A 24,518-nucleotide genomic window follows, 5' to 3' on the forward strand; every position below is an offset into this window, starting at 1 on the left:
CCAGGCTGGACCCAAGGCCCAGCCTCGCCTGGATTTAGCGCTGCAATACTCGGACTATTTCCGAATCCTTGAAAACGCGCGTCAATGCATCACTCATCACTTCTGATACCAACCGAGTGTTGGTCGCCTGGTTGGGTGCATAGCCGAACCGATGCTGTGCAGAGGCGCCGTAGCGTCCCTGATAACGGGTATTGGCAGCCTGCGCCTCGGCAACAAAGGTTGCCGCAATGTTGGCTTCGGTCACATAGGTGGTGGCAGTGGGCGACTGATACTTCAACTCAGCCAGACTGACTGTCAGATTGTTCGCATTGGGAGTGCCCTCAGGCACCACGTTGAAACCCAACTGACGCAAACCCTGCTCTACCTGCTGTCGCACCTTGGGTAACGTCTGCTCACTCACGGTAATGCTGCTGGAATCGGGATAGATACCGCCGCGCGTCCCCAGGATCTTGGATGGGCGGGTATCGCGAACAGTGACGATCACCGGCTGCTGGCGAGCAACCGGATTCAGCGGCACCAGCAATTCTGGTTGCACGCTGAGCTGCTGCGGACTATGGGCGCAGCCCACAAGCACCAGGGCAAGGCCCGCTACCAACAGCATGGACAGACGATTAATCATTTTGACACTCCTGCAAGAAACCAGTGGAACAACAAAGTAGCGGCGTCACACCTGACCCCACAGCGCCTAGCATATCGCGGTTCACGCCGAGTGAGCAGCGCTGGCGCCTGTCATCACAATGCAATGGAAAAAGGACAGACTCGAATAAGACCACTGAGGAGCCGAAGATGTTCATTGCACGATGGTTAGAGCGCAAACAACCCCGGTTTTACGCCCGGCTGGATGAAATGAATCGCTGCGAAACCCTCTGGGCCGCATGTAACCCGCCTGATACAGGCCGATGGGTAGAGGTAGTCGAGCTCAATCCGTTCTGGATTGGCAAAACCCTGCCTGCCTCTGCCCGATACCATGCTCGGACCCCCGTGACAGCAACAGGCATATACATCTAACGTGCTCCAGCACGCTCCAGCGCTACAACATAGTCTTCGCCCTGGGCATGCTCACGGATGGTCTGCAGGAAACTATTGCCTTGCGCATCCGCGGCATTCAGATCGAAGCCCTGCTGCTTGAACATCTCGATAAATCGCTCAAAATCATGGGCACGCAAGCCACGGTAGGCGCGGGTCAACATATGCTGCTCGACCGACTCGCCTGCATAGGGGCGTGCGGTCAGGAACGCCGCAATCTGTTCATCTGTCATCGGCTCGCCGATTACTTTCTCTTTGTCTTTACGCATCTGCCACCCCTTCTTTTGCCATAGGCTTATTCAGTCGCCGCATTGTACCCACGGGACACGCTCGCCACTAGAGTCCGTGCTCGCCGGGAAGACTTCCGTGCCACCAGTGCGTCATTTGGCCCAATACCCGCGGGACCCGGCCTGTGTTATGACTGTAATGCGCCTCCCTCTGCCGTCTTTCCCGTCACCCCAGGGGTCGCGGCACTCGAATCCTCTCCCGGACATTTATCATGGCATCGAAAAAGCAGCGTAGACCGGTTCTCTTCGCAGCCCTGCGCGACAGCTTCAGGCAGGGTTACGACACCAGGATGCTAAGGGGTGATCTGATTGCCGGGGTCACGGTGGGCATTATCGCCATCCCCCTGGCAATGGCGCTGGCAATCGCCGTGGGCGTCGCCCCACAACATGGCCTTTACACCGGCATCGTAGGCGGCCTGATCATCGCTCTTAGCGGGGGTTCGCGTTTCAACATATCAGGACCAACCGCTGCCTTCGTGGTTATCCTGCTGCCCATTACCCAGCAATACGGCATTGGCGGGCTTCTGCTGGTAACCGCCATGTCAGGTCTGATACTACTGGCACTGGGTTTTGCACGCATGGGCAACCTGATCCAGTTCGTTCCCTATCCGGTGGTTTTGGGATTTACTGCCGGCATCGGGATTGTCATAGCAACCTTACAGTTCAAGGACTTTCTCGGATTGCAGGGTGTAGGCCAGCATGAGAGCTATCTGGACCAGGTACAGGCTCTGGCAGCGGCTCTCCCCACCGTCCAGGCAGGTGATGCTCTGGTAGGCACAGTGACTCTGGGGGTTCTGATCGCCTGGCCTTATCTGACCCGGCGCGTCCCCGGTCATCTGATTGCATTACTGATCGGCAGCGTATTGGCGGCATTTTTACTACAACTGGATATGCAGGTAAGCACTCTGGGCACACGCTTCAGTTATGAAATCGATGGCATCACGCACGCGGGTATCCCCCCCTTTGCACCCCAATGGCTGCTCCCGTGGACATTACCGGGTGCTGACGGCCAACCCCTGAAAATCGATTTCAATCTGCTGCGCGAACTGCTTCCCTTTGCCCTGACCGTCGCGATGCTGGGCGCAATAGAATCGCTTCTTTGCGCTGTCGTTGCCGACGGCATGGCAGGCACGCGCCATGATCCCAATGCCGAACTCATGGGTCAGGGCCTGGGCAACCTCGTAGTGCCATTTTTTGGTGGAATCCCCGCCACCGCCGCAATCGCGCGCACCTCCGCCAGTGTGCGCTCGGGGGCGCGCACACCGATAGCCGCTGTTACCCATGCCATAGTCATTCTGCTGGCGGTGGTACTGCTTGCCGATCTGTTCTCCTATCTGCCAATGGCGTCTCTCGCGGCCATGCTTCTGGTCGTCGCCTGGAACATGAGCGAACTACCGCATGTGCTGCGCATGCTGCATATCGGGCCCAGACAGGATACCTGGGTTCTGGTCACCTGCCTGATACTGACCGTTCTATTCGACATGGTGCTGGCGGTGGGAGTTGGTCTGTTACTGGCTTCGGCCCTGTTCATCAAGCGCATGGTAGACCTGAGCCAGGGCAGCGCCGTGTCTCACCATAGCCACCAGGCTCTTTCAGGTCTGCCTGACAGTGTTGGTCTTTACCAGATTGACGGGCCACTCTTTTTCGCCGCCGCCGACAAGGCCCTGAGCGCAATGGCCCGACATGGTGAGAATGTCCGCTATATGGTGATAGACATGCGCGCGGTACCAAGCATGGATATGAGTGCCTTGGTGATGTTCACCAAGGCACTCGAAGAACTTGAGCACAGGGGAATCGAGGTCTACTTTGTCGGCGTCAACGCGCGGGTGCGCATGAAGCTGAGCCGCGCGGGCGCAGGCTCAGCACTGGGCCAGCGACTGTTCGTTGCCAGTGCCGAAAGGGCGGCAACTCTGATCAGACGCAAGCTCGCTGAGGCGCCATCTGACACTTTCTAGATCAAGGCCTCGGACACAGGTACTGCCTATTCAGGAATGGCAAAAATCCCTGCGGCATTGCGCCAGTAGCCTTTGTAGTCCAGGCCATAACCAAAGATGTAGCGGTCGACTACATCAAGTCCGGTGAAATCGGCGCGCATCCCTTCGTAGGCCTTGCGATCATGCTGCTTGTCCAACAGAACGGCAGTAAGCACCTGGGCTGCACCCGCGTCACGACAGTATTCGCTTATTGCATCCAGAGTGTGACCTTCATCAAGGATATCGTCGATGATCAGCACGGTGCGCCCCACCAGAGAATGCTCGGCACGAGCCTTCCAGAACAGTTCGCCGCCGGAGAGCTTGTTACGGTAGCGAGTGGCATGCAGGTAACCCACCTCCATAGGAAAATCCAGCCGAGTCACCAGTTGCCCCGCAATGACCAGTCCACCGTTCATCACGCTATAGACGATCGGGTTACTGTCGGCAAGCGACCGGTTTATTTCTGCGGCCATACGATCCATCGCTGCTTCTACCTCGGCAGCGGTGAACAGGCAATCGGCCTCTGCCATAACCTGCTTGATGTGTGCCAGATCGACGGACATGGGCAATCTCCAAAAGGGGGGGAGCGGTTTAAAGGCTGGGCAAAATACTGATCTTAACCTGCAAAGGCAAGCAAACCGAGGACGGCGGCTGCAATCGGGTGACCGCACTGACTCATTGGTTTAGGCTATAGCGCATTTCCAGCGCACCGCACGAGAACATACGCCATGAATGTGAAAGAGATTCGCCATCCCCTGATTCGTCACAAACTCGGCCTGATGCGCCGCGCCGATATAAGCACAAAAAACTTCCGCGAACTGGCCCAGGAGGTTGCATCCCTGCTGACCTACGAAGCGACCCAGGACATGCTGCTGGAACCCCAGCAGATCCAGGGATGGTGTGGAGCCGTCGAGGTAGAAAAGCTCTCCGGCAAAAAGGTGACCGTCGTTCCCATTCTGCGCGCTGGCCTGGGTATGCTTGACGGCGTTCTGAGCCTGATACCCAGTGCCAAGGTAAGCGTGGTTGGCCTGGTCCGTAACGAGCAGACCCTGGAAGCCGATACCTATCTTGAAAAGCTGGTGGACAATATGAATCAGCGCACTGCACTGATCATTGATCCCATGCTGGCAACCGGGGGCTCAATGGTCGCTACCATCGATATGCTCAAACGCGCCGGGGCGCGGGAAATACGTGCGCTGGTTCTGGTCGCTGCGCCTGAAGGTATCAAACGGGTATACGATGCCCATCCAGACGTTCAGATCTTCACCGCTTCGGTAGATGATCACCTTAACGAGCAGGGTTACATCATTCCTGGACTGGGCGATGCCGGTGACAAGATATTCGGTACCAAACAGAAGGACGTGCACTGATGGAACCAATCAACACCACCGGCTGGCGATCGGCGCTAGCTGGATCGCAAATGCTGTTTGTTGCTTTCGGGGCCCTGGTGCTTATGCCCTTGATCACCGGGATGGACCCTAACGTCGCGCTCTTCACCGCGGGTCTGGGCACTCTGATGTTTCAGTTCACCACCCAACGGCAGGTGCCTGTATTTCTTGCCTCCAGCTTTGCCTTCATTGCCCCCATTCTTTATAGCAACCAGACCTGGGGCCTGGCAGCGACGCTGGGGGGACTGCTGGCAGCCGGCCTGATGTATATTTTATTGAGCCTGCTGGTGCACCTGCGCGGACCCGGTTTCATTCGTCGTCTGCTCCCCCCGGTAGTGGTCGGTCCGGTCATCATGGTGATCGGCCTTGGGTTGGCGTCGGTCGCGGTAAACATGGCGATGGGCAAGGCTGGCGATGGCAGTGCGCAGCTGGTCGATTATCCCCTGGCCATCATGATCTCAATGGCTTCACTGATCACGACCATCGTTGTCGCCGTGTTCGCCAAGGGCATCTTCCGACTGGTACCTATTCTGGCGGGTGTGGCCGTGGGTTATGCGCTCTCCTGGCTGCTCGGAGTAGTGGACTTCTCTGCGGTCGGTCAGGCTAGTTGGCTCGCAGTGCCAGCCTTCGTCACCCCCGAGTTCAAGCTGGCGGCGATTCTGTTCATGATTCCGGTAGCGATAGCACCAGCCATCGAGCACATCGGTGACGTGCTGGCTATCGGCTCTGTCACTGGAAAGGATTACATTCGCAAGCCCGGCTTGCAGCGCACGCTCCTGGGTGACGGTCTTGCCACATCAGCCGCCGCCCTGCTTGGCGGCCCACCCAATACAACCTACTCCGAGGTAACGGGTGCGGTCATGCTGACACGCAACTTTAACCCGAACGTAATGATATGGGCGGCGTGTTTCGCAATGACGCTGGCTTTTATCGACAAGTTTGGCGCTGCCTTATTGAGCATGCCGGTACCGGTAATGGGCGGTATTCTTTGCCTGCTGTTTGGCTCCATTGCGGTGGTCGGGATGAATACCCTCATTCAGAATCAGGTGGATCTGTCACGGCCGCGCAACCTGTGCATCGTCTCTGTGACCCTGGTATTCGGCATTGGCGGATTGATGATCGGCAATCAGGACTTCAGCCTGCAGGGCATCAGCCTCTGCGGCGTTGTAGCGATCGTTCTCAATCTGTTACTGCCAGACCCCGACAAGGTAGAACAGGTAACCGAGTAGTCCTGGCTGCGGACCTCAGCGGCGCCAGCAGCTGGCGTCTGCGGGGGTGCGCTGACCAACCTGATTGAAGGTGTAAATGGCGCAGGTATCGCCCGCCATCAAACCGCCAGGAACCGCAGTGGCCGTGAGCGTATAGGTATTCGGCCCGCGTACCGTGGCAATAGTGTAAATTGCGTTGCCACTGGTGGGGCTCTGGGTCGCCAGTGGCGCCACTCCGGTGTCGTAGGCACCAACGCGGGTAAAGTGGCGCTCAAGAAGCTGGGCATTCTCCAGTAGCACACTGGCCACCTCGGCTCTGCGGGTCTGGCGCACCTGCTCCTGATAGGACGGATAGGCAATTGCCGCCAGAATGCCGACCACCGCCACCGCTATCATCAGTTCAATCAGCGTGAAACCTGAATACCTCGATTCGTTCATCATGCCTCTCTATGTTGCCTATGTTGCGCGGTGGTGCGAGCTGGCCGCTACATCAACTGCCGCCACATGACTCGCCTGAAACTGCACTGCCCCGAACCTGCAACCAGCTCCAACGTATTTGTGGTCTGGCTGTAATTGAACTCCTGGCCACAGTAAATATTCTTGCAGCTGGTATCTGCCGGGTCGCATACACAATCGTCCACGCTAGGGTCACAGGGACAGAACTCCACCGATGGATTGCAGCTGCCTGGAGCCAGCGGGTCAGCTGGATCAAGTGGCTTGATGCGCGGTAGCTCCAGTACGGTCAGATCACCGGGCAAACCCCCGGACAGATTTACACCGGCACTTAACGGATCCCGTGAATCAACCAGTCCATCACCATCGCTATCCAGGGTTGCCACTGGCAGCATCCCACCTGAAAAGCTGTCAATCGACATCAGCCATCCTGCACCGGCGCTGACACAGGGATCGATGCTGGGCTTGATTAGTCCTGTGTTGAAAAGCACCCGCCCTCCGCGCGTCACAATGTTGCGGGTTACACGCTCCCCCGTGGGACTGCCATGTACAAGGGGCAGGTACCAACCGTCCGCTGCGTGCCAATTCACGCGGTGGGTACTAAGTGTGCGCACCTTGCGGCCACTTGAAGTCTTTTCACTCACAATTGCCTGGGGCTGCAGACTGCTGGAGTTCAGATTGCCGGTGCCGCCCGGTTTGTCCCAGACCGCGTAGAATGCCTGAACACCGGTGTCCTGAAGATCGACCGCCTCAAGAAACTGACCGGTGCCAAACAGGATCAGCCGTCCGCCCTGGGGATGATCAAGCAAGGCTGGCTGGACGGTGATGGGTTGCTCGGGGTTGGCAGCTATGCCGGTACGAAACAGGGGGTCCCCGGCGAAGGCAACTCGCCAGTCCCCAGGTGGTCCGGCGAGATCGAATTTCCACAACCTGCCTTGCAGATCGCCTGCATAAGCGGCCAGTACCTGGCCGTTGGTATCGGTAGCTACCCGGGGAGCCGAAAGGCCGTTCCCACTGGCAGGATCGGCGATGCCAGCTGTCATACTTTTAACAAGGCTGCCATCAGCCAGATCAACCACATAGAGCTCAGCCTGACCAGCCGCATTGCCATAGCCATTGCCGATGATAGCCACCCAACGGCCATCCAGCCGGACAATGACCGGTTCACCATAAACATGACCCAGGTTGGCATAACCGGCGGTTGCCGGACTGATTTCCCACAGGCCACCCAGGGCTCCGTTCCCCTGGCTATGGTCAAACAACCGGATGGCGGTCAGCCCTCTCCCTCCCGCGCCATAACCCGCGAGCGCCACGGTGGTCCAGATACTGTTCAGCAGGACATCACCCAGGACTACTGGGCCGTCGACCCCGGACTGATGACCGTTACGCACGAAATCCACGCTGGCTCTGGCACCTAAAGCTGTCTGTAACGCCGCAGGCAGAAAGGCCAGCCGATGGGCTCCGTCTCGAGCGGCCAATACATGCACGAAGCCATCATTGGCGCCGGTAAGCAGGGATGACACCATATTCCGGCGCTTGTCTGCCCTGTAGGTCGGATAGCCCGCATGGCTGCTGGTAGCTAATGCCTCGCCGGCTCGTGCCAACACAAGGGCGGAGTTCACTACATCCCCCATCAACCGTGCACGGGTCCGGTAACCGGGAACAGCCCGCCCCAGACTCCAATCCAGCAAATCCTGACCGCTGTTCGAGCCCGCGGCGCGGTCGAGAGCCGCTTTCTGTGCGTTACTCAGGACTGAATAGGTATTGCCATTCAGAGTAACAACCGAACCGCGGCGCACACCCGGAGCCTGTCGCCAGGTCTGATAAAGCGCATTGCTGTTTGCGGTGACGGCAGTGTCAGTTGACCAGACCAGGGATCCGGCACTACCGTCGCTGTTGATCGCATGGGCTTCTACAGCTCCGCTCCAGTCGGCGGGATCATACTGTGAGCGGTAGAACTGCGAACCAGCGGCAAGCTCTGGTCCGCTGGCAACAGCTGCGCCCCCTGAGCCTGGCGTCGAATTGATTTCACCCAGCGCACTGTTCAGGGCCCTGTCGAGCTCCAAACGATTGGCTGCCGTATAGTAACGACCACCACCAAGCGTTGCGGCACGCTCCAGGTTGGCATCGTTCAAGGCAAACCCCACCGTATAGGTAAGCATATTCTGTATCCCGAAATCGGGATCGTCCCAGCCCATCCCGGCCAGGTCGGTGGACACGCCACTACGCTTGGTGTTTCGCATATCAACGTCGAAGGCGAACCGGGCAATGTCGTCCAGGTAGAAAGTGCTTCCTTCATCACCAGGATCACTGCTGTTTACGTCCCCCGTAACATCACCATCCCAGTCGGGCAGATTGATGCTGCCAGCGATGCCTGGGTTAGTGATCTCAGGCTCGATACCGGCATCCACAGGAAACTGGCTATCGTAGGTAGGCAGGCCATCGGTAATCACCAGACCGAAGTTTCGCTGGCAACGATACTGCATGGGGCTGGCAAACTGTTGGCGATTGACCGCAGACACCGAGGGTGGATAGAACGCAGGAAGCCCACGTAAGTACCGAGTCATCTCATAATAGGTCTCGGCCAGTGGCGTATAGGTATAAGGCGCAGATGCACTGGGTTTGATATTGTCGAGACGCGTCAACAGAGCATTGAACCGTGCCGTGCCGGCAGCCGTCCCCGGTGCGATATCTCCCACCTCTACGAGCAACTCGCCCCCAGGCGCGTCACGGCTCATTCCGCTGCCCACCGTGTCCCGAAAACCGAAGAGACCAAAACGCACATTGCGGTTATCGGTGATGACATCCTTGGCCACATCGCGGGCGATTTTCAGCCGAGTCTCACTGCCAACACGGTTAAGTACCATACTGGAAGAATTGTCGAACAGCATGAGGACGTTGGGTGCCACTGCCGGAGCAGATAATATCGGACCGCTCAGCGGGTTGAATGCTGCCTGCGCGGGCAGCGAGAAGCAAAGCGCTGCCAGCATTCCCGATACAAGGCCCGGCATGAGGGGCCGCCGCTCAGACCGCATAATGCACATAGACGCTCTCCAATACCGTCCGGGTGGTTCCGCTAAACGTCACTACGACTATGCGGTACAAGTTGCCTGAGCCCTCGTAGGGAGGATTCCTGCTTGCCATTTTTGCCGGTGCGAGGGTTTCGCCCAGGCTGGTGATGCGGTACCAGACCTGCATGTTATTGGTCGCCGGTGAGGTGGGTATCTGCACCCAGCCGGGACCCGGCGCGACGTTGGAGTCCAGGTCAAATGCCGCAGCTTCCGTATTGCAGAGCGCGCCTGCGCAGGGGTTAGGTAGCGGCTTGTTGTTCTCGGCTGCCTGAGCCAATTGCCTCTGAATATCACGCAGGGCAGACTCCGCCGCCTGCAAGCTGTCGGTCTTGAGCCTGAGGTTACCTGCCATACGTTCCTGACTGGTTGAGGATCGAATGCCTGTCACGCTCACCAGGGTGAGAAGGAGAAGAAACACGAGGCTGACAATCAGTGCCGAGCCTCGCTGATGCGGTAGTCTTTCTCTGTTCATGGTGCAGTGCTCCTGCAATCAGTCAATCGCATTGCGGAGGGCCACTACCTGTTTGACCTCCCGCGCCTGGACGCTGCCGCTGGCCGGTGCCGCCGGATTATCGCTGAGCTGCCACTGCAGATTGACACTACGAATACGCCTGGCATCGATCCCCGGGGCGGCAACCACGTAGCCGCCGCTGATTCGGGTATCCGCCGCAGTTGCAGCCAACCCGAAGCTCACATTCAGGTCGGCAATATTGTCGACCAGCGTCTGAAAGTTGCCCGCCCCATTGCTGCGCACCTGAATCGCGTTATTGCTGAAGCGGTACTCCATCTGCCGCAGGGGAATCACAATGTCACCTGGCCGCACGACCAGTGGGCCACCGTCTGATAGACGCAGATCACCGGTATCCTTGCAGTTGGTTGCGATCAGCCAGTTGGCTCCGTAGTCACCAGGCGTGCGCATTTGCGCTATGGCTACGCTTTCATGATTTGGCACTGCGGTAACCAACTTGAGGATGCTGTTACCCGCGCTACTGGAGTAGCTGATTGGACTGTTGAAGACAGGGGGTATGCTGTTGCGGATACCCGCGGGCAACCTGTCGAGGTCCACGCAGCCGAACATGCCGACCATGCGCAGTTCCCGGCTCAGCCGACTGGTAACGTAGCGCGCGTCTTCGCTGAGGCCTGCAGCGGTGCGCTGCATAACAAAGGTCTGCTTGCTGGCGACGAAGACCTGAACAACCCCGAGCACCAGCACCAGGCCCAGCGTCAAGGCGACCAGTAGCTCGATCAGCCCGAACCCCCGTTGCAAAGGGCCTGGTCCGTATCTCATCGGATCACCGAGGAGACCGCGAAAGTGGTGTCGCCTGCGTTTGCCACTGCTCTGGCGTCAGACCAGGAAATAGAGACTGTCGCTCGACCACCGCTAACAATGATGCTGGCACTGGCCAGGGGCAACTGACAGGTCACTGCCTGGGTAAAATCCGCCATATCCTGGGTGGCAACGCTGGCACCACCCGCGTTTGACGAGCAGGCTCCGGTGACTGACGCTGTCGCATAGCTGGCCAAAGCCGATGGGTTGGCCCGCATCCGGTCCAGTACGTCACGGGCAATCAGAGTGGCCCGGGTGGCATAGTCGGCACTGGCGCTGTAACGGATGGCATTGAGCTGAAGTGACGCCGCGCCAAGCACGCCAACGGAGAGCACCAGCACGGCAATCATCACCTCAAGAAGGCTGATCCCGTTCTGACAGAAGCGCGTTGTATTAGTGTCGGCGTGCGCCAGAAATCTCTTCTCGCGCAGCCCATTGATATCCCGTAATGGCTTCCCAGCCTGCATGACCATCTCCTTGAGGTCTGTCGCTTTCCTCACTGAAGCGATGCATTGGGAAAAAGCCTACCGGGGATAAAGCGCGACTGTTATCCCTCTTTCAGGTGAGATAAAAGTTGCGCACTTGTGCGGTTGCGGCTGTGTATTGACGTACCGACAGGAACGGCCGATGAGGTAAAATGGGAATTTACCCGGGGACACCGAATGCCGTACCTGAATGAATTTCTACTGGTAGCCGCAGCCCATCTACTGGCTGTGATGAGTCCTGGGCCGGATTTTGCCGTGGTGATACGCAATAGCGTCGGTATCGGACGCAAGGCCGGCATACTCACCGCCCTGGGGGTGGGCTGCGGTATCAGCCTGCATGTAGCTTACTCACTACTGGGTATCGGGCTGGTGATTTCCCAGTCAGTCTGGCTATTCAACCTGATGAAAATGCTGGCAGCCGGTTATCTTGTCTATATCGGCATCCGGGCGTTGGGTGCCCAACGCATGAGCGGCGACCCCACGGCCCTCACCAGCGCTACCGTTTCGAACGGGCGGGCATTTGCCAATGGATTCATTACCAATGGTCTGAATCCCAAGGCTACGCTGTTCTTCCTGTCGCTGTTTACGGTTGTGATCAGTCCCGACACTCCTGTTGCGATACAGGCGGGTTACGGCGTTTATCTGGCCATAGCCACTGCAGCCTGGTTCTGCATGGTTGCGGTGCTCTTTAGTCAGACGCGCGTTCGCCGCGCATTTGTTCGCATGGGGCACTGGTTTGATCGGGTTATGGGTGCCATGTTGGTAGGTCTGGGGCTGCACCTGGCACTTGGAGAGTGGCTCGGGCTCAGCGCCCGGCCACAATAAGATCATTCAGGCTTGGGTGGGCTCGTTTTCGCACCAGGTGGCCAGGGTTTCCACCCACTGTGGATGATCATTCAGACAGGGGACCAGCACCAGCTCCTCCCCTCCCGCCTCGACAAACTGCTCCCGAGCCCGGTCGCCGATTTCCTCGAGGGTCTCAATGCAATCGGAAACGAATGCCGGACACATCACCAACAGGCGTTTGACCCCCTGGGCTGCCAGCTCGTCAACGCGAACCTCGGTATAGGGTTCGATCCATTTGTCCTTGCCCAAACGGGACTGGAATGCCAGCGACCACTGATCATCGCGCAAACCCATGCGGGAAGTGAACTCTCTGGTGACCGAAACACACTGGGCTCGGTAGCAGGTGGCATGGGCTGGCGAGGGACGATCACAACAATCAGGAAATGCCAGGCAGTGTGATCCGGTCGGATCCGCCTTGCGCAGGTGACGCTCCGGCAAGCCATGGTAGCTGAACAGCAGGTGGTCAAATCCCTGTTCCAAATGCGGCTGGGCGCTGGCCACCAGTGCATCGATATATCCAGGCTTGTTGTGAAAGGCCGGCACGATAGTCAGTTTCAGGTCGAGCTTGTGCTCGGCCACCACCCTTTGCGCCTCCATGATCGAAGTGGTGGTGGTGCTGTCGGCGTGCTGCGGGTACTGGGGCATGAAAAGCACCTCCTTGATACCCGGCTTGGCAGCCAACGCCAACAACCCCTTCTCTATGGACGGCTCGCCGTAGCGCATTGCCAGTTCCACCGGCATGTCCAGACGTGCCTGCAATGCCTTCTGGACCCGCCGACTGATGACCACCAGAGGTGACCCGTCCTCCCACCAGATGGAAGCGTAGGCCTCTGCCGACTTTTTCGGACGCAACAGAAGGATCAGTCCCACCAGCAGCCGACGCAGGGGCCAGGGAAGATCGACCACGTAGGGGTCCATCAGGAACTGGTTCAGGTACCGGCGCACATCAGCCACATCAGTGCTCGCTGGGGAGCCAAGATTGGCAAGCAATACCGCACGATCAGACATCGACAGAATACTCCTTCAGGTTTTGATCGCATCAGCCAATGCGGCTTGCAGATGCGTATAGCGAAACGTGTAACCGGCATCCTGCACTTTTTTCGGCAGGGCATTTTGACCGGTCAACAACAAACGGGACATTTCACCCAGCCCCAGCTTCAAAAGCGGCGCCGGAAGCGGAATGATCGCAGGACGGCCGAGGGTACTGCCGAGGGTCTTGACGAACTCTCGATTGGTCGCCGGATTGGGTGCAGTCGCATTAAAAGGGCCCTTGCAAGAAGTGTCTTGCAATAGCAGCATTATAATCCCGACCATATCGGCGCGGTGTACCCACGGCATATATTGCTTGCCCGATCCGATAGGACCACCGAGGCCCAGCTTGAATGGCGGCAGCATGCGCTGCAGAAATCCGCCCCCCGGCGCCAGCACCAGGCCAGTGCGCAGCAGGCAGACCCGTATTCCGTGGGAAGCTACACGCTTGGCCGCCGATTCCCAGGCGTCACAGAGCGTATGGGTGTATTCGACCTGAGGATTACTGCTCTCGGTAATGGGTTGGGCCCCACCATCCCCATACCAGCCTACGGCAGAACCACTGACCAGCACTTCCGGCTTGGTTGAACGTTGCCCAAGCCAGGCTACCAGCTCCTCTGTCAGCGTCACGCGGCTGTCCCAGAGTAACTGTTTGCGCTTTCTGGTCCATGGCCTGTCAGCGATCGGCGCTCCAGCCAGGTTGACTACCGCGTCGATTTTTTCACCTCCAATGTCCGACAGCTGACTTACACCACGCACCTTCGCGCCACAGATGTCGGCCACTTTGTCAGGGGTGCGGCTGAGCACCGTTACCTCGTGGCCCTGGGCTATCAGTTCTTTGCTCAGGGCACTCCCGATCAACCCTGTACCGCCTGTGATGAGTACGTGCATTCTGTGGACTCCATGCCTTTGGGTGAGGATTTCCCGTTACGTTCAGCGCATTAGCACCGCCAGTAGAAGTGACGCCTTGCAGACTATTCGACGCTCTGTATAGACCATAGCCCAAGGGGCCCTGGCCGGCACAATTGCGGCATTACAACAGGATTGCAGCGGTCAGTATTGAGTCTAGCAATGCTATACAACAAGAATCTAATGTACAAGTTGTGTTGAAGAGGCTCATTGATACACATAAACTGCGTCCCATATCGTCCGTTCATATTGAGACCCGAACCATGACTCAGATCTTCAAAATTGCAATTATCGGTGCAGGCATGGCGGGGCTCAGCGCTGCCAGTGCGCTTACCCAGGCAGGCCATAATGTCGTTCTTTTCGACAAGAGCCGAGGCAGCGGGGGTCGCATGAGTACCAAGCGGACCGAGTCGGGTGATCTGGATATGGGCGCCCAGTATTTCACCGCCCGTGATAATCACTTTCGTAACGCTTTACAAACCTGGATAGCCAATGGCTGGGTAACTGAGTGGACTCCGCGCCTGTTCATACGCAACGAAGGCGAACTCGTCGAGTCACCGGACGATCAGCAACGTTATGTTGGCTCCCCGCGGATGACCAGTCTTTCCCGAGGCTTGCTCGAAGGTCTGGAGCTGGTAGGCCAGACACGCATCCAGAGTCTGGAGCATAACGACGACAATAGCTGGGGATTGAAAGACGAAACGGGCACCGTGCACGGCCCATTTGATCGTGTGGTGGTTGCAACCCCCGCACCACAGGCAGTTCCATTGCTGGCGGCTTCCGGACACCTTGAGCAAGCGACTGCACAGGTGGAAATGCAACCCGGCTGGACCCTGGCCCTGGCCTTCGCCGAGCCTCTGGATACGGCGGTGGAAGCGTGTTTTGTAAGGGTCGGCGCCTTGGACTGGATTTCACGCAATAGCAGCAAGCCAGGGCGTCAGGGGCTTGATACCTGGGTGCTCCAATCCAATCCCCGCTGGGCCATGGGCAACCTCGACACTGACAAGGCGGAAGTCAGCCGACAATTGCTTGCCGAGTTCGCCGACGCTCTGTCCATCAATATCCCGGTACCGGTTTACCAGCATGCGCATCGTTGGCTTTACGCGCGATCTGAGGGCGCTTGCAACTGGGGAGCCCTGGCAGCGCCTGAAAAAGGACTGTATGTCTGTGGTGACTGGTGTCTCGGGGGTCGGCTGGAAAATGCATGGCTGAGTGGTCAGCAGGCGGCTCAGACTCTTATGGAACGCAAGTGAACCGAATCAACCCGGAAAAACTGATGCTTTCCAAGTGGACCGCGATCCGCCCGCAGAATCGGGAGAAGCATTTTGTTGTGATCAGCTGCCAGCGTGACGAGGACGACAATGTCACCACGGTAGAGATCGAAGCCGTATTGACCCGGCGCAGCGACACAGTGCCCTGGCAGTGCTTACAGGACGCCAGTAAATGGCGCATGGGCTGGGGCTGAAAACAGCTGGCAACAAATACTTGTACAAGTCCGGAAGTTATGTACACTATTTCCTATACAGACCTTAAACACTGTACAAGGAAATAGTGCCATGCACGTCAGATTCCGCTTGATAATCGCCTTTCCGGCTCGCCCGGATCTAGGGTTTGCAGCATGACCATGGGCGAAATGATCCCTATCAGGGAAGTGTGCAAAGCAACCGGGGTCAATCCCGTGACCCTGCGTGCATGGGAACGACGCTATGGTCTTATCACTCCGCACCGCACTGAGAAAGGTCACCGGCTTTATACCGAGGCCAATATCAGGCAGATTCAGGACATACTATTGTGGTTGAGCCGCGGCGTCACCGTCAGCCAGGTGAAACCATTGCTCGACAGCCCCATACCCGAGGAAAACGATCTGACCTCCCCTTGGGGCGCCCTGCGCCAGACTTTCCTCGAGGCCATTATTTCTTTCGACGTTGCCCTCCTGAACCAGCAAATCGATCGTGCATTCCGGCTCTACAGCACTGCTGATCTGTGCATCAATATGCTGGAGCCGGTCCTGCTGCAGCTCCAGCAACGCTGGCAAGGACAATTCGGCAGTCAACTGGAAGAGGTTTTCTGCAACAGCTGGCTACGCACCAAGCTGGCCGTATCATTGGAACAGGGCAATGCCAGGTCAACGTCCGGACCGGTCATTCTGGCAAGCCTGTCGGATGAGCATTGCGAGATGGGCCTCTGGTTATTGGCGCTCATGCTGAGCGCAGATGGTTACAACATAGACATCCTGGAGTGGAACGTACCAGCCAGTGAACTGTCATTATTGAGTGATCAACGCTTGCCAGCAGCTCTGGTACTGTTCAGTAGTCAGGCACTGTCTGCAGCCCAACTGCGCCGGCAACTGCCACGCCTTGGCCAACACCTGCCGAACGTCCTGATGATGGCCGGCCCGGCGGCCATGATTCACGCCGATGAACTGAGTGAGCTCGACATACACGCCCTGCCTGAACGCGCAACCCTCGCCTATGCAGCATTGGCCGGGCGCCTGGGAGCACTATCATGAGTAACACTCAGCTCTACTGGCTGCGCAATGACCTGCGCATCCATGACAACCATGCACTCTGGCATGCATGCCAAAAGGGCTCGGTGATCGCCGCCTGCGTTCTGACCCCTGATACCTGGCACGAGCATGATGATGCTCCGGTCAAAATCGATTTCTGGTTGCGCAGCCTGAGGATTTTGAAAGACAGTTTCGACAACCTCGGTATTCCGCTCAGGGTCATTCAAGCCAAGCGCTTTTCCGACTCGGCCCAGGCGTTGATGGATCTAGCCGAAGAGACAGATGCTCAGGGCATTTTTTTCAATGACGAATACGGCATCCATGAGCAGGACCGCGATAACGCCGTAGCCGAAGCCTTCGCTGCCGCATCGCTCACCTGCCATCGCTACGCCGACCAGGTTTTGTTCATGCCCGGCTCCCTGCGCACCCAGGAAGGCACCATGTACAAGGTCTTCAGCCAATTTCGCAAACAGGCAAACCAGCGCCTGCATGACCGGCTTCCAGACTGCCTGCCGGCACCTGGCAAACAGACCATGACCGGTGTTGCTTCTGACGCAGTGCCTGAGTCGATCCCGGGCTTTGCGTCAGCCACCAGGGTTCAACAGGATTCCTGGCCAGCCGGCGAACAGGCGGCACATGAGCGCCTGAAACTATTCTCCGATGATATCCTTTTCGATTACAAGGACTTGCGCGATCAGCCAGCGGTAGATGGGACCAGTCGCATGTCCACCTATCTGACCAGCGGAGTGCTCTCCGCGCGTCAGTGTTTGCATGCCGCCGTTGCCGCGAATCAGGGCGAATTCGATAGCGGAAACCCGGGCGCCGTGGCCTGGATCAGCGAGGTGCTTTGGCGAGAATTCTATAAACACATTCTGGTCTGCTATCCCCGTGTATCTCGCAGCCGCGCCTTTCGCCCGGAAACGGAGGCAGTACCATGGCGGAACGATCCCGAAGGCCTCGAGGCCTGGCAGCAGGGCCGTACCGGGATACCCATAGTCGATGCTGCGATGCGTCAACTGCTGGCCACAGGCTGGATGCATAATCGCCTGCGCATGATCAGCGCAATGTTTCTGACCAAGAATCTGCTCATCGACTGGCGCGAGGGAGAAAGCTGGTTCATGCGCCACCTGATCGACGGTGACCTGGCATCCAACAACGGTGGTTGGCAGTGGAGTGCTTCGACGGGTACCGACTCGGCGCCCTACTTCCGCGTTTTCAATCCCGTAACCCAGTCCCAGCGGTTTGACCCAGAAGGTGAGTTTATCCGTACCTGGATTCCCGAGTTGCGTGATCTCGATGCCAAGCAGATACATCAACCGCCCGCTGGCGACTTGCTGGGCTCGATCGATTATCCGCGCCCGATAGTCGATCTGGGGGAGTCGCGCAAACGTGCAATTGCCACATTCAAGAGCCTGGGAGAGCAATCATGAGTAGCGATTTTCCGACCCGCTTCGCGCACATATTTGCCAGCCTGGACAAAAGTAACCTGAACCGGGTCAGTGAGATCTATACCCCTGACGTGCATTTCACCGATCCGCTGCATGACGTGCATGGTATCAAGGCCATGGAAACGTACTTCGGAGAGCTCTATGCCAACGTTGATGACCTCCAGTTCGAGTTTCACCAGTGCCTGACAGTCTCCGAGGATCAGGGACTATTACGCTGGACAATGACCTACCGTCATCCACGGCTTTCCGGTGGCGCAGCCATCAGTGTCAACGGTTGCAGTTGCATCTTTTTCCGTGACGATCTCGTATATCGACATATCGACTACTTCGACGCCGGCGCACTGCTTTATGAGCATGTACCACTGCTCGGAAGTGTCATTCGCTGGCTCAAAAGGAGGCTCGCATGAGCAGCAAGAAACGCATCTGGTTGACCGGCGCATCCAGTGGCATTGGTCGCGCTCTCGCAGAAAAGCTGGCAGCGCAAGGTCATTTGCTGGCGCTCAGTGCGCGTAGCGCAGAGCCTCTGGAAGAAATGGCCGCGCGCTTCCCCGGCCAGATACTTGTCGTGGCGGCGGACCTGACCGACGCCGCAGCGGTCAACGCCGTTGGACAGACGATATCCCAGGAATGGGGCGCCCTGGACTGGGCGATACTCAACGCGGGCAACTGTGAATATATCGATGTCGACCAGTTTGAGGCAGCGATGTTCGAACGTGTCATGCGCATCAACGTAGTAGGCACTGCCAACTGCATCGAAGCGGCACTGCCCTTGTTGCGCAATGGCGCAGAACCCCGACTGATCGGTGTGGGTAGCAGCGTGACATTTTGCCCGCTGCCCCGGGCCGAAGCCTACGGAGCATCCAAGGCGGCCGTGCGCTATCTGTTCCAGTCCCTGGAGCTGGATCTGGCTCGCTGGAATATCGGTGTCAGTCTGGTCAGCCCCGGATTTGTTGAAACGCCCCTGACAGCGAACAACGACTTCCCGATGCCCATGCAGGTCACTAGCGATAAGGCTGCCGATACCATCATCAGCGGCATCGAAAAAGGCAAGCGTGAAATCAGCTTTCCTGGCCCGTTTATCGCTGTTTTGAAACTGCTCGGGGCGCTACCCAATGCGTTGCGCTTTGCGCTGACCAAAGGCATGGCCCGTGACGCGGCACAGAGGAACGACTCCTGATGCGTATCGCCATTGTCGGTTCAGGCATCTCCGGGCTGGTATGCGCCAATCTTCTGGGGCGCAGCAACGAAGTCACGGTTTTCGAGGCAGCCGACTGGATCGGCGGCCACACCCATACCGTGGATGTCGAAGTTGCCGGAAGGCAATATGCAGTAGACACCGGCTTTATTGTGTTCAACGATTGGACTTATCCCAATTTCATTAAACTGATGGACCAACTGGGGGTAGGCTCACGCCCTACCGAAATGAGTTTCTCGGTTAACGAGCCCGCCAGCGGTCTCGAATATAACGGTAATAACCTGAACAGCCTGTTTGCCCAGCGGAAAAATCTTATCTCCCCCGGTTTTCTTGGCATGGTACGAGATATCCTGCGCTTCAACCGTCAGGCGGCCGACGATCTGGACATGGGCGCGATCGCAGCCGACATTACGCTGGGTGAGTATTTGCGCCAAAAAGGCTATGGCCAGCGCTTCACCGATCACTACATCATCCCCATGGGTGCTGCTATCTGGTCGATGTCACTGGCTGACATGCTGGCGTTTCCCCTGCAATTTTTTGTGCGTTTTTTCCGCAACCACGGCTTGCTGTCCGTGAGCGACCGACCACAATGGCGTGTAATCAAGGGCGGGTCTCGTTCTTATATCGAACCACTGACAGCGTCCTTCAAGGACTCGATCCACCTGAACTGTCCGGTCACCAGCATCCACCGTGACGATCAGGGGGTGACCGTTGTAAGTCCCCGGGGAGAGGAGCGTTTCGACAAGGTTGTTCTCGCCTGTCATAGCGATCAGGCATTGAAACTGCTGGCGCTTCCGACCGAACAGGAGCAATCGATTCTTGGCGCCATAGGCTATGCCGATAACGATGTGGTGCTGCATACCGACACCCGACTGCTACCCAAACGTAAACTGGCGTGGGCCAGCTGGAATTACCGGCTGGGTAACGATCGTCAGCAACCTGCGGCGGTAACCTACAACATGAATATTTTGCAGGGTATCGAGTCCGAGACCACCTTCTGCGTCAGTCTGAACCAGACCGCAGCAATAGACCCTGACAAGATCTTGCGCCGATTCACCTATGCCCACCCGCAATTCAGCCTCGCAGCTGCCAAAGCACAGGCTCGCTGGGGCGAGCTGGCCGGCGCCAACAATACATTCTTCTGCGGTGCCTATTGGGCCAATGGTTTCCACGAGGATGGCGTAGTCAGCGCGCTACGGGTAACCAACGCGCTGGGCGAAGGACTCGATAATGCTTAACAGCGCCCTGTACAGCGGCATCATCCGCCACCGCCGCCATGCGCCGCGCAAGCACGCCTTTCGCTATCGGATCAGCATGCTGTGGCTGGATCTGCAGGAGCAGTCACAGGTGTTTGGCATGAGCGGATTGTGGTCTGGCAGATGGTGGTCGCCCATGCGATTTCGCGAGCGCGACTACCTGAGCATGCACAGGCGCGAGGGTGAGCAGCTGGCAGATACAGCCCGCCGCCTGGTGAGTGAAGAGCTGAGCCTGACACTTGCCGGGCCGGTGCGAATGCTGACCCAGGTACGCAGTTTCGGCATGCTGTTCAATCCCGTATCGTTCTACTACTGCCACGACAACGACGACCAATTGCGCGCCATCATTGCCGAAGTGTCCAATACTCCATGGCGCGAGCGATTCTGCTATGTCATGGCAACCGACCCCGCTCAGGCCGCCCAGCAGTTCGAACTGAGCAAGGCATTTCATGTGTCACCGTTCCTCCCGCCGGAGCTCAGTTACCGCATGCGCTTTACCCGTCCCGGGGAAACCCTGCTGGTACATATGGAAGACTGGCAGGCCGATAGCCGTCTCTTTGATGCAACCCTGACCCTCAACAGACGGTCCTTGAATCCGAAAATGCTGCGTAACGAAGCCTTGTCTTTCCCCTTCATGGTCGCCAAGACCGTCACGGGTATTTACTGGCAGGCGTTACGTCTGGCTCTCAAACGCATCCCTTTTTTCCATCATCACGCACCGCGGCAAAACACCGTGGGCACTACCGCCGTCCAGGCAAAGGAGCATTACGATGAAGAACACCAGGCCTGACGCAGCCGCCTGCTGTGATTCAAGCAAGCCCGATGTCCGCGAGCGAACCATGGCTCTGATGGGCGATACGCGCAAAATCGACTCGGAAGACAAAACCCGGCGCAACTGGATGGTGAGACTCAGCCGCAGCCTGGTACTGAAGCAACTTGCCGCAATCAACCGGGGCACTATCACCGTCTACGACGGTGAAGAGGTGTTGCAGTTTGGCCAACCCGACACTGATGGCCTGCACGCCGAGATCCACGTACACAACCACGCGGCTTACCCCATGATTGCCTCCAATGGCAGCATCGGTTCCGGCGAGGCTTACATCAACGGTTTCTGGACCACACCAGACCTGACGGCGGTAACCAAAATATTCGTGCGTAACCTCGATGTGCTCGACGGCATGGAAAAGGGTTTGGCGCGTCTTGGCCGGCCTGCGCTCAAGGTACTGCAGTGGCTCAACCGTAATACGCTTTCCGGCGCCCGACGTAATATTCAGGCCCACTATGACCTGGGCAACGATCTGTTCGAGAACTTCCTCGACCCGACCATGATGTATTCCGCGGCCATATTCCCCCCCCAGGGCGATAACCTGGAACAGGCACAGTTACACAAGCTGGAACGCATTTGCCGCAAGCTGGAGCTGAGCGCCGAGGATCACCTGCTGGAAATCGGCACCGGCTGGGGCAGCATGGCCATTTATGCCGCACAGCATTACGGCTGCAAGGTCACCACCACCACTCTTTCCAAGGAGCAGCTGGCCTATGCCAGGGCCAGGGTCGAGGAACTGGGGTTACAGGATCAGGTGACCTTGCTGCTTCAGGATTACCGTGAACTGACCGGGTCTTATGACAAGCTCGTCTCCATCGAGATGGTAGAGGCCGTGGGTCATGAGTACTTCAGAACCTATTTCGAAACCTGCGCCAAATTGCTGAAACCCCATGGCATGATGCTGCTGCAGGCAATCACTATCCGTGACCAGCGATATGAGCAGGCCAAGGGCAGCGTCGATTTCATCCAGCGCTATATCTTTCCCGGCGGATCATTGCCCTCAGTTAGCCTGATTGGCGAACTGACACGCAAGCACACAGACTTGTCGATGCTGCATCTCGAAGACATTGGTACGCACTACGCCAGAACACTGCGTTACTGGCACGAGAACCTGAAGACTGCTCGCAGTCATCTGGAACAGCTGGGCTACGATGATTACTTCTTCCGGTTATGGGAGTTCTATCTGTGCTACTGCGAGGGAGGCTTCATGGAAAGATCCATCGGCACGGCGCAGATCCTCCTGACCAAACCGGAGGCCCGCCCTCAGTTGAACCTGTTCAGCCTTGGAGCCTGACATGCCGGAAAAAACGCCCCTGATCAAACTGGTCGCCAACGCGGTGATGTTTCAGATCGGCTGGTTTGCTTGTGTTCTGGGCGAAACAGGACCCTGGCTTTTGGTACCAGCGGCAATCCTGTGCATCCACTTTTTCTGGATCAGCTCATGGGCTGCCGAAGGCAAACTGGTGGTGACCGTTGTACTTGCCGGCGCTGCAGTCGATTCGTTCCTGATGCAGGTAGGCGTATTCGAATTCCCCGGGGATTCAAAATTGGTGCCCCTGTGGCTGGCAGCACTCTGGGCAATGCTGGCTATTACCCTGAACCACTGTCTCGCCTGGACTGCTCGCCCCGTGTGGCTCGCCTGCATACTAGGCGCAGTGTCTGGCCCAATATCCTATTTCGCGGGCGCCGCTTTGGCGGAAGTCAAACTTCCGCTGGAGCAGTTCTGGACCTTTCTGATATTGGCGGCGGTATGGGCTGTTGTTTACCCGCTGATGCACGGCTTTGCACACATTTACCGCCAGCAGTTTCTGATCAAACGAATGGCCCAGAAAAGTTGAGCGGCAGCTTCCAGCAGGGGGAGCTGCGCAGCTCGGACTTCTTCAGATAGCCATACGGTAGTAGAGCGCAACCTTGTTGATACCCTGATTGGGTTGCTTCAGTCCGGCGTTGGAATAGTGATACAGACGAATACCCGTCTGGGATCCGGAATCAAACCTGAGTCCGGCACCAATCAGGTCCTCGAACTGGAAAGCCGAGCCCAGGTCCCGGCCTGCTTCCTTGAACTCGGTCTCGGAAAATACCGCAGCGCCAATACCCGCCTCGATGAAGGGAATGGGGCCGGCGCCCTGACCGAAGCGCAACTGAAATACCGGTGTTATGGAGGCGGAAGTCGCATTCTCACCACCCCAGCGGGTAATACCGGCATCCCAATAACCCTCGAGCTGGACGCTACCCGAATCGCTCGTCCAGATTGGTTTGCCGAAGTCGAATTGCATACCCAAGCGATAAACCATTTCCGAGCCGGAGGTCTGACCAAGCTCAGCGGTTAATCCCTTCTCAGCAAATGCCGGTTGAAAAGCCATTACGCCCAGCATTGCCGAGCCAACCCACAGACTGCATTTTTTCATTTTCTATTCCTGGATAGTTATTCCTGGATACTTCTCAAGTATTCCACAAGAGTGCCCGTAACAGTGGGCTACAAGACTTTGGCACCTCCGAACGGCAACAGTTCCACACTACCCAACTCACCCCAGAGCGTGGGCAATACGCAGCTCAGCGCCTGCGGATCACCACTGGACCAGAACTGACAGGGTCGCGCCGGGCCAGCAGAGATCATATCCAATGTAACCAGACGAGACTGTAGCTGCCTGGCTACCGCCGCACCCGTATCAATCAGGGTTATCCCGGGCGCCAGCAGCGACTGCAATGCTGGCCGAACAAAGGGGTAATGGGTGCATCCAAGGATGATTGTGTCGCAACCGGCGGACAACAGAGGCTGAGTAAACGTCTGCAAAAGAGCGCGTACGCGAGGACTATCCAGTTCCCCTTGCTCGATATACTCAACAAGTCCCGGGCACGGCTGGGTTATCACCTTGACCGAGCCAGCGAACCGATCAAGCAGTGCAGCGAAACGGGCGCTTTGCAGTGTCCCGGTAGTTGCCAGCACACCCACGATACCCGTGCGGGTAGCCTGGGCCGCGGGCTTCACAGCAGGCTCCATACCAATAATCGGCAGATCGTAAATCTCACGCAGATCGGCCACGGCCGCTGCCGTCGCCGTATTGCAGGCGACCACCAGGGCCTTGGCGCCCTGTTGCAACAGAAACCTCGCAATGCTTCGGCTACGCTCGCGTATCTGCTCCGGGCTTTTCTCGCCGTAGGGTACGTGTCCGCTGTCGGCCACATACATCAGGGATTCATTTGGCAAGGCCTGTCGGATCTCCCGCAGCACTGATAGCCCGCCCACTCCTGAATCGAATACTCCAATTGGCGCGCTGTTCATGA

Annotated in this window: 27 protein-coding genes; 15 read left to right on the top strand and 12 right to left on the bottom strand. The window is 57.6% G+C overall.

Annotation, left to right across the window (positions count from 1 at the left end):
- Nucleotides 1-34: 34 nt before the first annotated feature.
- A complete protein-coding gene (locus AAC076_RS06565) occupies nucleotides 35-619 on the bottom strand; it encodes a YajG family lipoprotein (protein WP_339843785.1) in 585 nt (194 codons plus the stop codon).
- 167 nt (nucleotides 620-786) lie between these two features.
- On the opposite strand from AAC076_RS06565, the gene AAC076_RS06570 reads away from it, so the two are divergent.
- On the top strand, nucleotides 787-1,008 hold the full coding sequence (locus AAC076_RS06570) for a hypothetical protein (protein ID WP_339843786.1): 222 nt from the start codon (nucleotides 787-789) through the stop codon (nucleotides 1,006-1,008).
- Here the strand turns inward: AAC076_RS06570 and AAC076_RS06575 are convergent.
- A complete protein-coding gene (locus AAC076_RS06575) occupies nucleotides 1,005-1,295 on the bottom strand; it encodes a PA4642 family protein (RefSeq protein WP_339843787.1) in 291 nt (96 codons plus the stop codon). The two genes, AAC076_RS06570 and AAC076_RS06575, sit on opposite strands and share 4 nt — an antisense overlap.
- A gap of 230 nt (nucleotides 1,296-1,525) precedes the next feature.
- Between AAC076_RS06575 and dauA the strand changes: the two genes are divergently transcribed.
- On the top strand, nucleotides 1,526-3,268 hold the full coding sequence (dauA, locus tag AAC076_RS06580; RefSeq protein WP_339843788.1) for a C4-dicarboxylic acid transporter DauA: 1,743 nt from the start codon (nucleotides 1,526-1,528) through the stop codon (nucleotides 3,266-3,268).
- A gap of 26 nt (nucleotides 3,269-3,294) precedes the next feature.
- Here the strand turns inward: dauA and AAC076_RS06585 are convergent, their stop codons facing one another.
- Entirely contained in the window at nucleotides 3,295-3,849 is a 555-nt protein-coding gene (locus AAC076_RS06585) for a hypoxanthine-guanine phosphoribosyltransferase (protein ID WP_339843790.1), read from the bottom strand.
- Between the two features lie 165 nt (nucleotides 3,850-4,014).
- Between AAC076_RS06585 and upp the strand changes: the two genes are divergently transcribed.
- Entirely contained in the window at nucleotides 4,015-4,656 is a 642-nt protein-coding gene (upp, locus tag AAC076_RS06590; protein ID WP_339843791.1) for a uracil phosphoribosyltransferase, read from the top strand.
- Nucleotides 4,656-5,903: a uracil-xanthine permease family protein gene (locus AAC076_RS06595; RefSeq protein WP_339843792.1), complete on the top strand. Its 1,248-nt coding sequence runs from the start codon at nucleotides 4,656-4,658 to the stop codon at nucleotides 5,901-5,903. Before upp ends, AAC076_RS06595 begins: the two co-directional genes overlap by 1 nt.
- Nucleotides 5,904-5,918: 15 nt before the next feature.
- On the opposite strand, the gene AAC076_RS06600 is transcribed toward AAC076_RS06595, so the two are convergent.
- From AAC076_RS06600 to pilV, 5 genes are read right to left on the bottom strand one after another with little or no spacing between them, the layout of a single operon-like run.
- Nucleotides 5,919-6,320, bottom strand: coding sequence for a type IV pilin protein (locus AAC076_RS06600; protein WP_339843794.1), 402 nt, complete (start codon nucleotides 6,318-6,320; stop codon nucleotides 5,919-5,921).
- A 47-nt stretch (nucleotides 6,321-6,367) separates the two neighbouring features.
- Entirely contained in the window at nucleotides 6,368-9,346 is a 2,979-nt protein-coding gene (locus AAC076_RS06605) for a PilC/PilY family type IV pilus protein (protein ID WP_339843795.1), read from the bottom strand.
- 13 nt (nucleotides 9,347-9,359) lie between these two features.
- Nucleotides 9,360-9,878 carry a PilX N-terminal domain-containing pilus assembly protein gene (locus AAC076_RS06610; protein WP_339843796.1) on the bottom strand — a complete coding sequence of 173 codons (519 nt, stop codon included), beginning with the start codon at nucleotides 9,876-9,878 and terminating at the stop codon, nucleotides 9,360-9,362.
- An 18-nt stretch (nucleotides 9,879-9,896) separates the two neighbouring features.
- Complete coding sequence (locus AAC076_RS06615) at nucleotides 9,897-10,694, bottom strand: prepilin-type N-terminal cleavage/methylation domain-containing protein (protein WP_339843798.1); 798 nt, start codon at nucleotides 10,692-10,694, stop codon at nucleotides 9,897-9,899.
- Entirely contained in the window at nucleotides 10,691-11,200 is a 510-nt protein-coding gene (gene pilV / locus AAC076_RS06620; protein WP_339843799.1) for a type IV pilus modification protein PilV, read from the bottom strand. Before pilV ends, AAC076_RS06615 begins: the two co-directional genes overlap by 4 nt.
- A gap of 195 nt (nucleotides 11,201-11,395) precedes the next feature.
- Here pilV and AAC076_RS06625 point away from each other — a divergent pair, with 195 nt between their 5' ends.
- Complete coding sequence (locus AAC076_RS06625) at nucleotides 11,396-12,043, top strand: LysE family transporter (RefSeq protein WP_339843800.1); 648 nt, start codon at nucleotides 11,396-11,398, stop codon at nucleotides 12,041-12,043.
- Nucleotides 12,044-12,049: 6 nt separating this feature from the next.
- Here the strand turns inward: AAC076_RS06625 and hemH are convergent, their stop codons facing one another.
- Nucleotides 12,050-13,072 carry a ferrochelatase gene (gene hemH / locus AAC076_RS06630; protein WP_339843801.1) on the bottom strand — a complete coding sequence of 341 codons (1,023 nt, stop codon included), beginning with the start codon at nucleotides 13,070-13,072 and terminating at the stop codon, nucleotides 12,050-12,052.
- A gap of 15 nt (nucleotides 13,073-13,087) precedes the next feature.
- Entirely contained in the window at nucleotides 13,088-13,984 is an 897-nt protein-coding gene (locus tag AAC076_RS06635; RefSeq protein ID WP_339843802.1) for a TIGR01777 family oxidoreductase, read from the bottom strand.
- A gap of 281 nt (nucleotides 13,985-14,265) precedes the next feature.
- On the opposite strand from AAC076_RS06635, the gene AAC076_RS06640 reads away from it, so the two are divergent.
- From AAC076_RS06640 to AAC076_RS06685, 10 genes are all read left to right on the top strand, one after another.
- Nucleotides 14,266-15,255 (top strand): FAD-dependent oxidoreductase, encoded by a 990-nt coding sequence (locus AAC076_RS06640; RefSeq protein ID WP_339843803.1) that lies wholly within the window; start codon nucleotides 14,266-14,268, stop codon nucleotides 15,253-15,255.
- Entirely contained in the window at nucleotides 15,252-15,467 is a 216-nt protein-coding gene (locus AAC076_RS06645) for a TIGR02450 family Trp-rich protein (RefSeq protein WP_339843804.1), read from the top strand. The genes AAC076_RS06640 and AAC076_RS06645 overlap by 4 nt, the downstream gene beginning before the upstream one ends.
- Before the next feature lie 153 nt (nucleotides 15,468-15,620).
- On the top strand, nucleotides 15,621-16,511 hold the full coding sequence (locus tag AAC076_RS06650) for a MerR family transcriptional regulator (protein ID WP_339843805.1): 891 nt from the start codon (nucleotides 15,621-15,623) through the stop codon (nucleotides 16,509-16,511).
- Nucleotides 16,508-17,938: a deoxyribodipyrimidine photo-lyase gene (phrB, locus tag AAC076_RS06655; RefSeq protein WP_339843807.1), complete on the top strand. Its 1,431-nt coding sequence runs from the start codon at nucleotides 16,508-16,510 to the stop codon at nucleotides 17,936-17,938. The genes AAC076_RS06650 and phrB overlap by 4 nt, the downstream gene beginning before the upstream one ends.
- Nucleotides 17,935-18,363 carry a nuclear transport factor 2 family protein gene (locus AAC076_RS06660; protein WP_339843808.1) on the top strand — a complete coding sequence of 143 codons (429 nt, stop codon included), beginning with the start codon at nucleotides 17,935-17,937 and terminating at the stop codon, nucleotides 18,361-18,363. Before phrB ends, AAC076_RS06660 begins: the two co-directional genes overlap by 4 nt.
- Complete coding sequence (locus tag AAC076_RS06665) at nucleotides 18,360-19,133, top strand: SDR family NAD(P)-dependent oxidoreductase (RefSeq protein WP_339843809.1); 774 nt, start codon at nucleotides 18,360-18,362, stop codon at nucleotides 19,131-19,133. Before AAC076_RS06660 ends, AAC076_RS06665 begins: the two co-directional genes overlap by 4 nt.
- A complete protein-coding gene (locus tag AAC076_RS06670) occupies nucleotides 19,133-20,389 on the top strand; it encodes an FAD-dependent oxidoreductase (protein ID WP_339843810.1) in 1,257 nt (418 codons plus the stop codon). The genes AAC076_RS06665 and AAC076_RS06670 overlap by 1 nt, the downstream gene beginning before the upstream one ends.
- Nucleotides 20,382-21,197, top strand: a complete 816-nt coding sequence (locus tag AAC076_RS06675) for a DUF1365 domain-containing protein (protein WP_339843811.1) — start codon at nucleotides 20,382-20,384, stop codon at nucleotides 21,195-21,197. Before AAC076_RS06670 ends, AAC076_RS06675 begins: the two co-directional genes overlap by 8 nt.
- A gap of 109 nt (nucleotides 21,198-21,306) precedes the next feature.
- Nucleotides 21,307-22,527, top strand: a complete 1,221-nt coding sequence (locus AAC076_RS06680) for a cyclopropane-fatty-acyl-phospholipid synthase family protein (RefSeq protein ID WP_339843843.1) — start codon at nucleotides 21,307-21,309, stop codon at nucleotides 22,525-22,527.
- Nucleotides 22,528-22,546: 19 nt separating this feature from the next.
- A complete protein-coding gene (locus tag AAC076_RS06685; RefSeq protein WP_339843845.1) occupies nucleotides 22,547-23,071 on the top strand; it encodes a DUF2878 domain-containing protein in 525 nt (174 codons plus the stop codon).
- 42 nt (nucleotides 23,072-23,113) lie between these two features.
- On the opposite strand, the gene AAC076_RS06690 is transcribed toward AAC076_RS06685, so the two are convergent.
- Both AAC076_RS06690 and murI read right to left on the bottom strand, forming a co-directional pair.
- Nucleotides 23,114-23,641 (bottom strand): acyloxyacyl hydrolase, encoded by a 528-nt coding sequence (locus AAC076_RS06690; RefSeq protein ID WP_339843812.1) that lies wholly within the window; start codon nucleotides 23,639-23,641, stop codon nucleotides 23,114-23,116.
- A 68-nt stretch (nucleotides 23,642-23,709) separates the two neighbouring features.
- Nucleotides 23,710-24,516: a glutamate racemase gene (gene murI / locus AAC076_RS06695; RefSeq protein ID WP_339843814.1), complete on the bottom strand. Its 807-nt coding sequence runs from the start codon at nucleotides 24,514-24,516 to the stop codon at nucleotides 23,710-23,712.
- Nucleotides 24,517-24,518: the final 2 nt, after the last annotated feature.

The sequence above is a fragment of the uncultured Halopseudomonas sp. genome (genome assembly GCF_963977355.1).
GTDB lineage: Bacteria > Pseudomonadota > Gammaproteobacteria > Pseudomonadales > Pseudomonadaceae > Halopseudomonas.

Bases quoted from the DNA above. Each gene is read 5' to 3' on its own strand.
- AAC076_RS06565 (WP_339843785.1), bottom strand. From the start codon at position 619: ATGATTAATCGTCTGTCCATGCTGTTGGTAGCGGGCCTTGCCCTGGTG.
- AAC076_RS06570 (WP_339843786.1), top strand. From the start codon at position 787: ATGTTCATTGCACGATGGTTAGAGCGCAAACAACCCCGGTTTTACGCC.
- AAC076_RS06575 (WP_339843787.1), bottom strand. From the start codon at position 1,295: ATGCGTAAAGACAAAGAGAAAGTAATCGGCGAGCCGATGACAGATGAA.
- dauA (WP_339843788.1), top strand. From the start codon at position 1,526: ATGGCATCGAAAAAGCAGCGTAGACCGGTTCTCTTCGCAGCCCTGCGC.
- AAC076_RS06585 (WP_339843790.1), bottom strand. From the start codon at position 3,849: ATGTCCGTCGATCTGGCACACATCAAGCAGGTTATGGCAGAGGCCGAT.
- upp (WP_339843791.1), top strand. From the start codon at position 4,015: ATGAATGTGAAAGAGATTCGCCATCCCCTGATTCGTCACAAACTCGGC.
- AAC076_RS06595 (WP_339843792.1), top strand. From the start codon at position 4,656: ATGGAACCAATCAACACCACCGGCTGGCGATCGGCGCTAGCTGGATCG.
- AAC076_RS06600 (WP_339843794.1), bottom strand. From the start codon at position 6,320: ATGAACGAATCGAGGTATTCAGGTTTCACGCTGATTGAACTGATGATA.
- AAC076_RS06605 (WP_339843795.1), bottom strand. From the start codon at position 9,346: ATGCCGGGCCTTGTATCGGGAATGCTGGCAGCGCTTTGCTTCTCGCTG.
- AAC076_RS06610 (WP_339843796.1), bottom strand. From the start codon at position 9,878: ATGAACAGAGAAAGACTACCGCATCAGCGAGGCTCGGCACTGATTGTC.
- AAC076_RS06615 (WP_339843798.1), bottom strand. From the start codon at position 10,694: ATGAGATACGGACCAGGCCCTTTGCAACGGGGGTTCGGGCTGATCGAG.
- pilV (WP_339843799.1), bottom strand. From the start codon at position 11,200: ATGCAGGCTGGGAAGCCATTACGGGATATCAATGGGCTGCGCGAGAAG.
- AAC076_RS06625 (WP_339843800.1), top strand. From the start codon at position 11,396: ATGCCGTACCTGAATGAATTTCTACTGGTAGCCGCAGCCCATCTACTG.
- hemH (WP_339843801.1), bottom strand. From the start codon at position 13,072: ATGTCTGATCGTGCGGTATTGCTTGCCAATCTTGGCTCCCCAGCGAGC.
- AAC076_RS06635 (WP_339843802.1), bottom strand. From the start codon at position 13,984: ATGCACGTACTCATCACAGGCGGTACAGGGTTGATCGGGAGTGCCCTG.
- AAC076_RS06640 (WP_339843803.1), top strand. From the start codon at position 14,266: ATGACTCAGATCTTCAAAATTGCAATTATCGGTGCAGGCATGGCGGGG.
- AAC076_RS06650 (WP_339843805.1), top strand. From the start codon at position 15,621: ATGACCATGGGCGAAATGATCCCTATCAGGGAAGTGTGCAAAGCAACC.
- phrB (WP_339843807.1), top strand. From the start codon at position 16,508: ATGAGTAACACTCAGCTCTACTGGCTGCGCAATGACCTGCGCATCCAT.
- AAC076_RS06660 (WP_339843808.1), top strand. From the start codon at position 17,935: ATGAGTAGCGATTTTCCGACCCGCTTCGCGCACATATTTGCCAGCCTG.
- AAC076_RS06665 (WP_339843809.1), top strand. From the start codon at position 18,360: ATGAGCAGCAAGAAACGCATCTGGTTGACCGGCGCATCCAGTGGCATT.
- AAC076_RS06670 (WP_339843810.1), top strand. From the start codon at position 19,133: ATGCGTATCGCCATTGTCGGTTCAGGCATCTCCGGGCTGGTATGCGCC.
- AAC076_RS06675 (WP_339843811.1), top strand. From the start codon at position 20,382: ATGCTTAACAGCGCCCTGTACAGCGGCATCATCCGCCACCGCCGCCAT.
- AAC076_RS06680 (WP_339843843.1), top strand. From the start codon at position 21,307: ATGGTGAGACTCAGCCGCAGCCTGGTACTGAAGCAACTTGCCGCAATC.
- AAC076_RS06690 (WP_339843812.1), bottom strand. From the start codon at position 23,641: ATGAAAAAATGCAGTCTGTGGGTTGGCTCGGCAATGCTGGGCGTAATG.
- murI (WP_339843814.1), bottom strand. From the start codon at position 24,516: ATGAACAGCGCGCCAATTGGAGTATTCGATTCAGGAGTGGGCGGGCTA.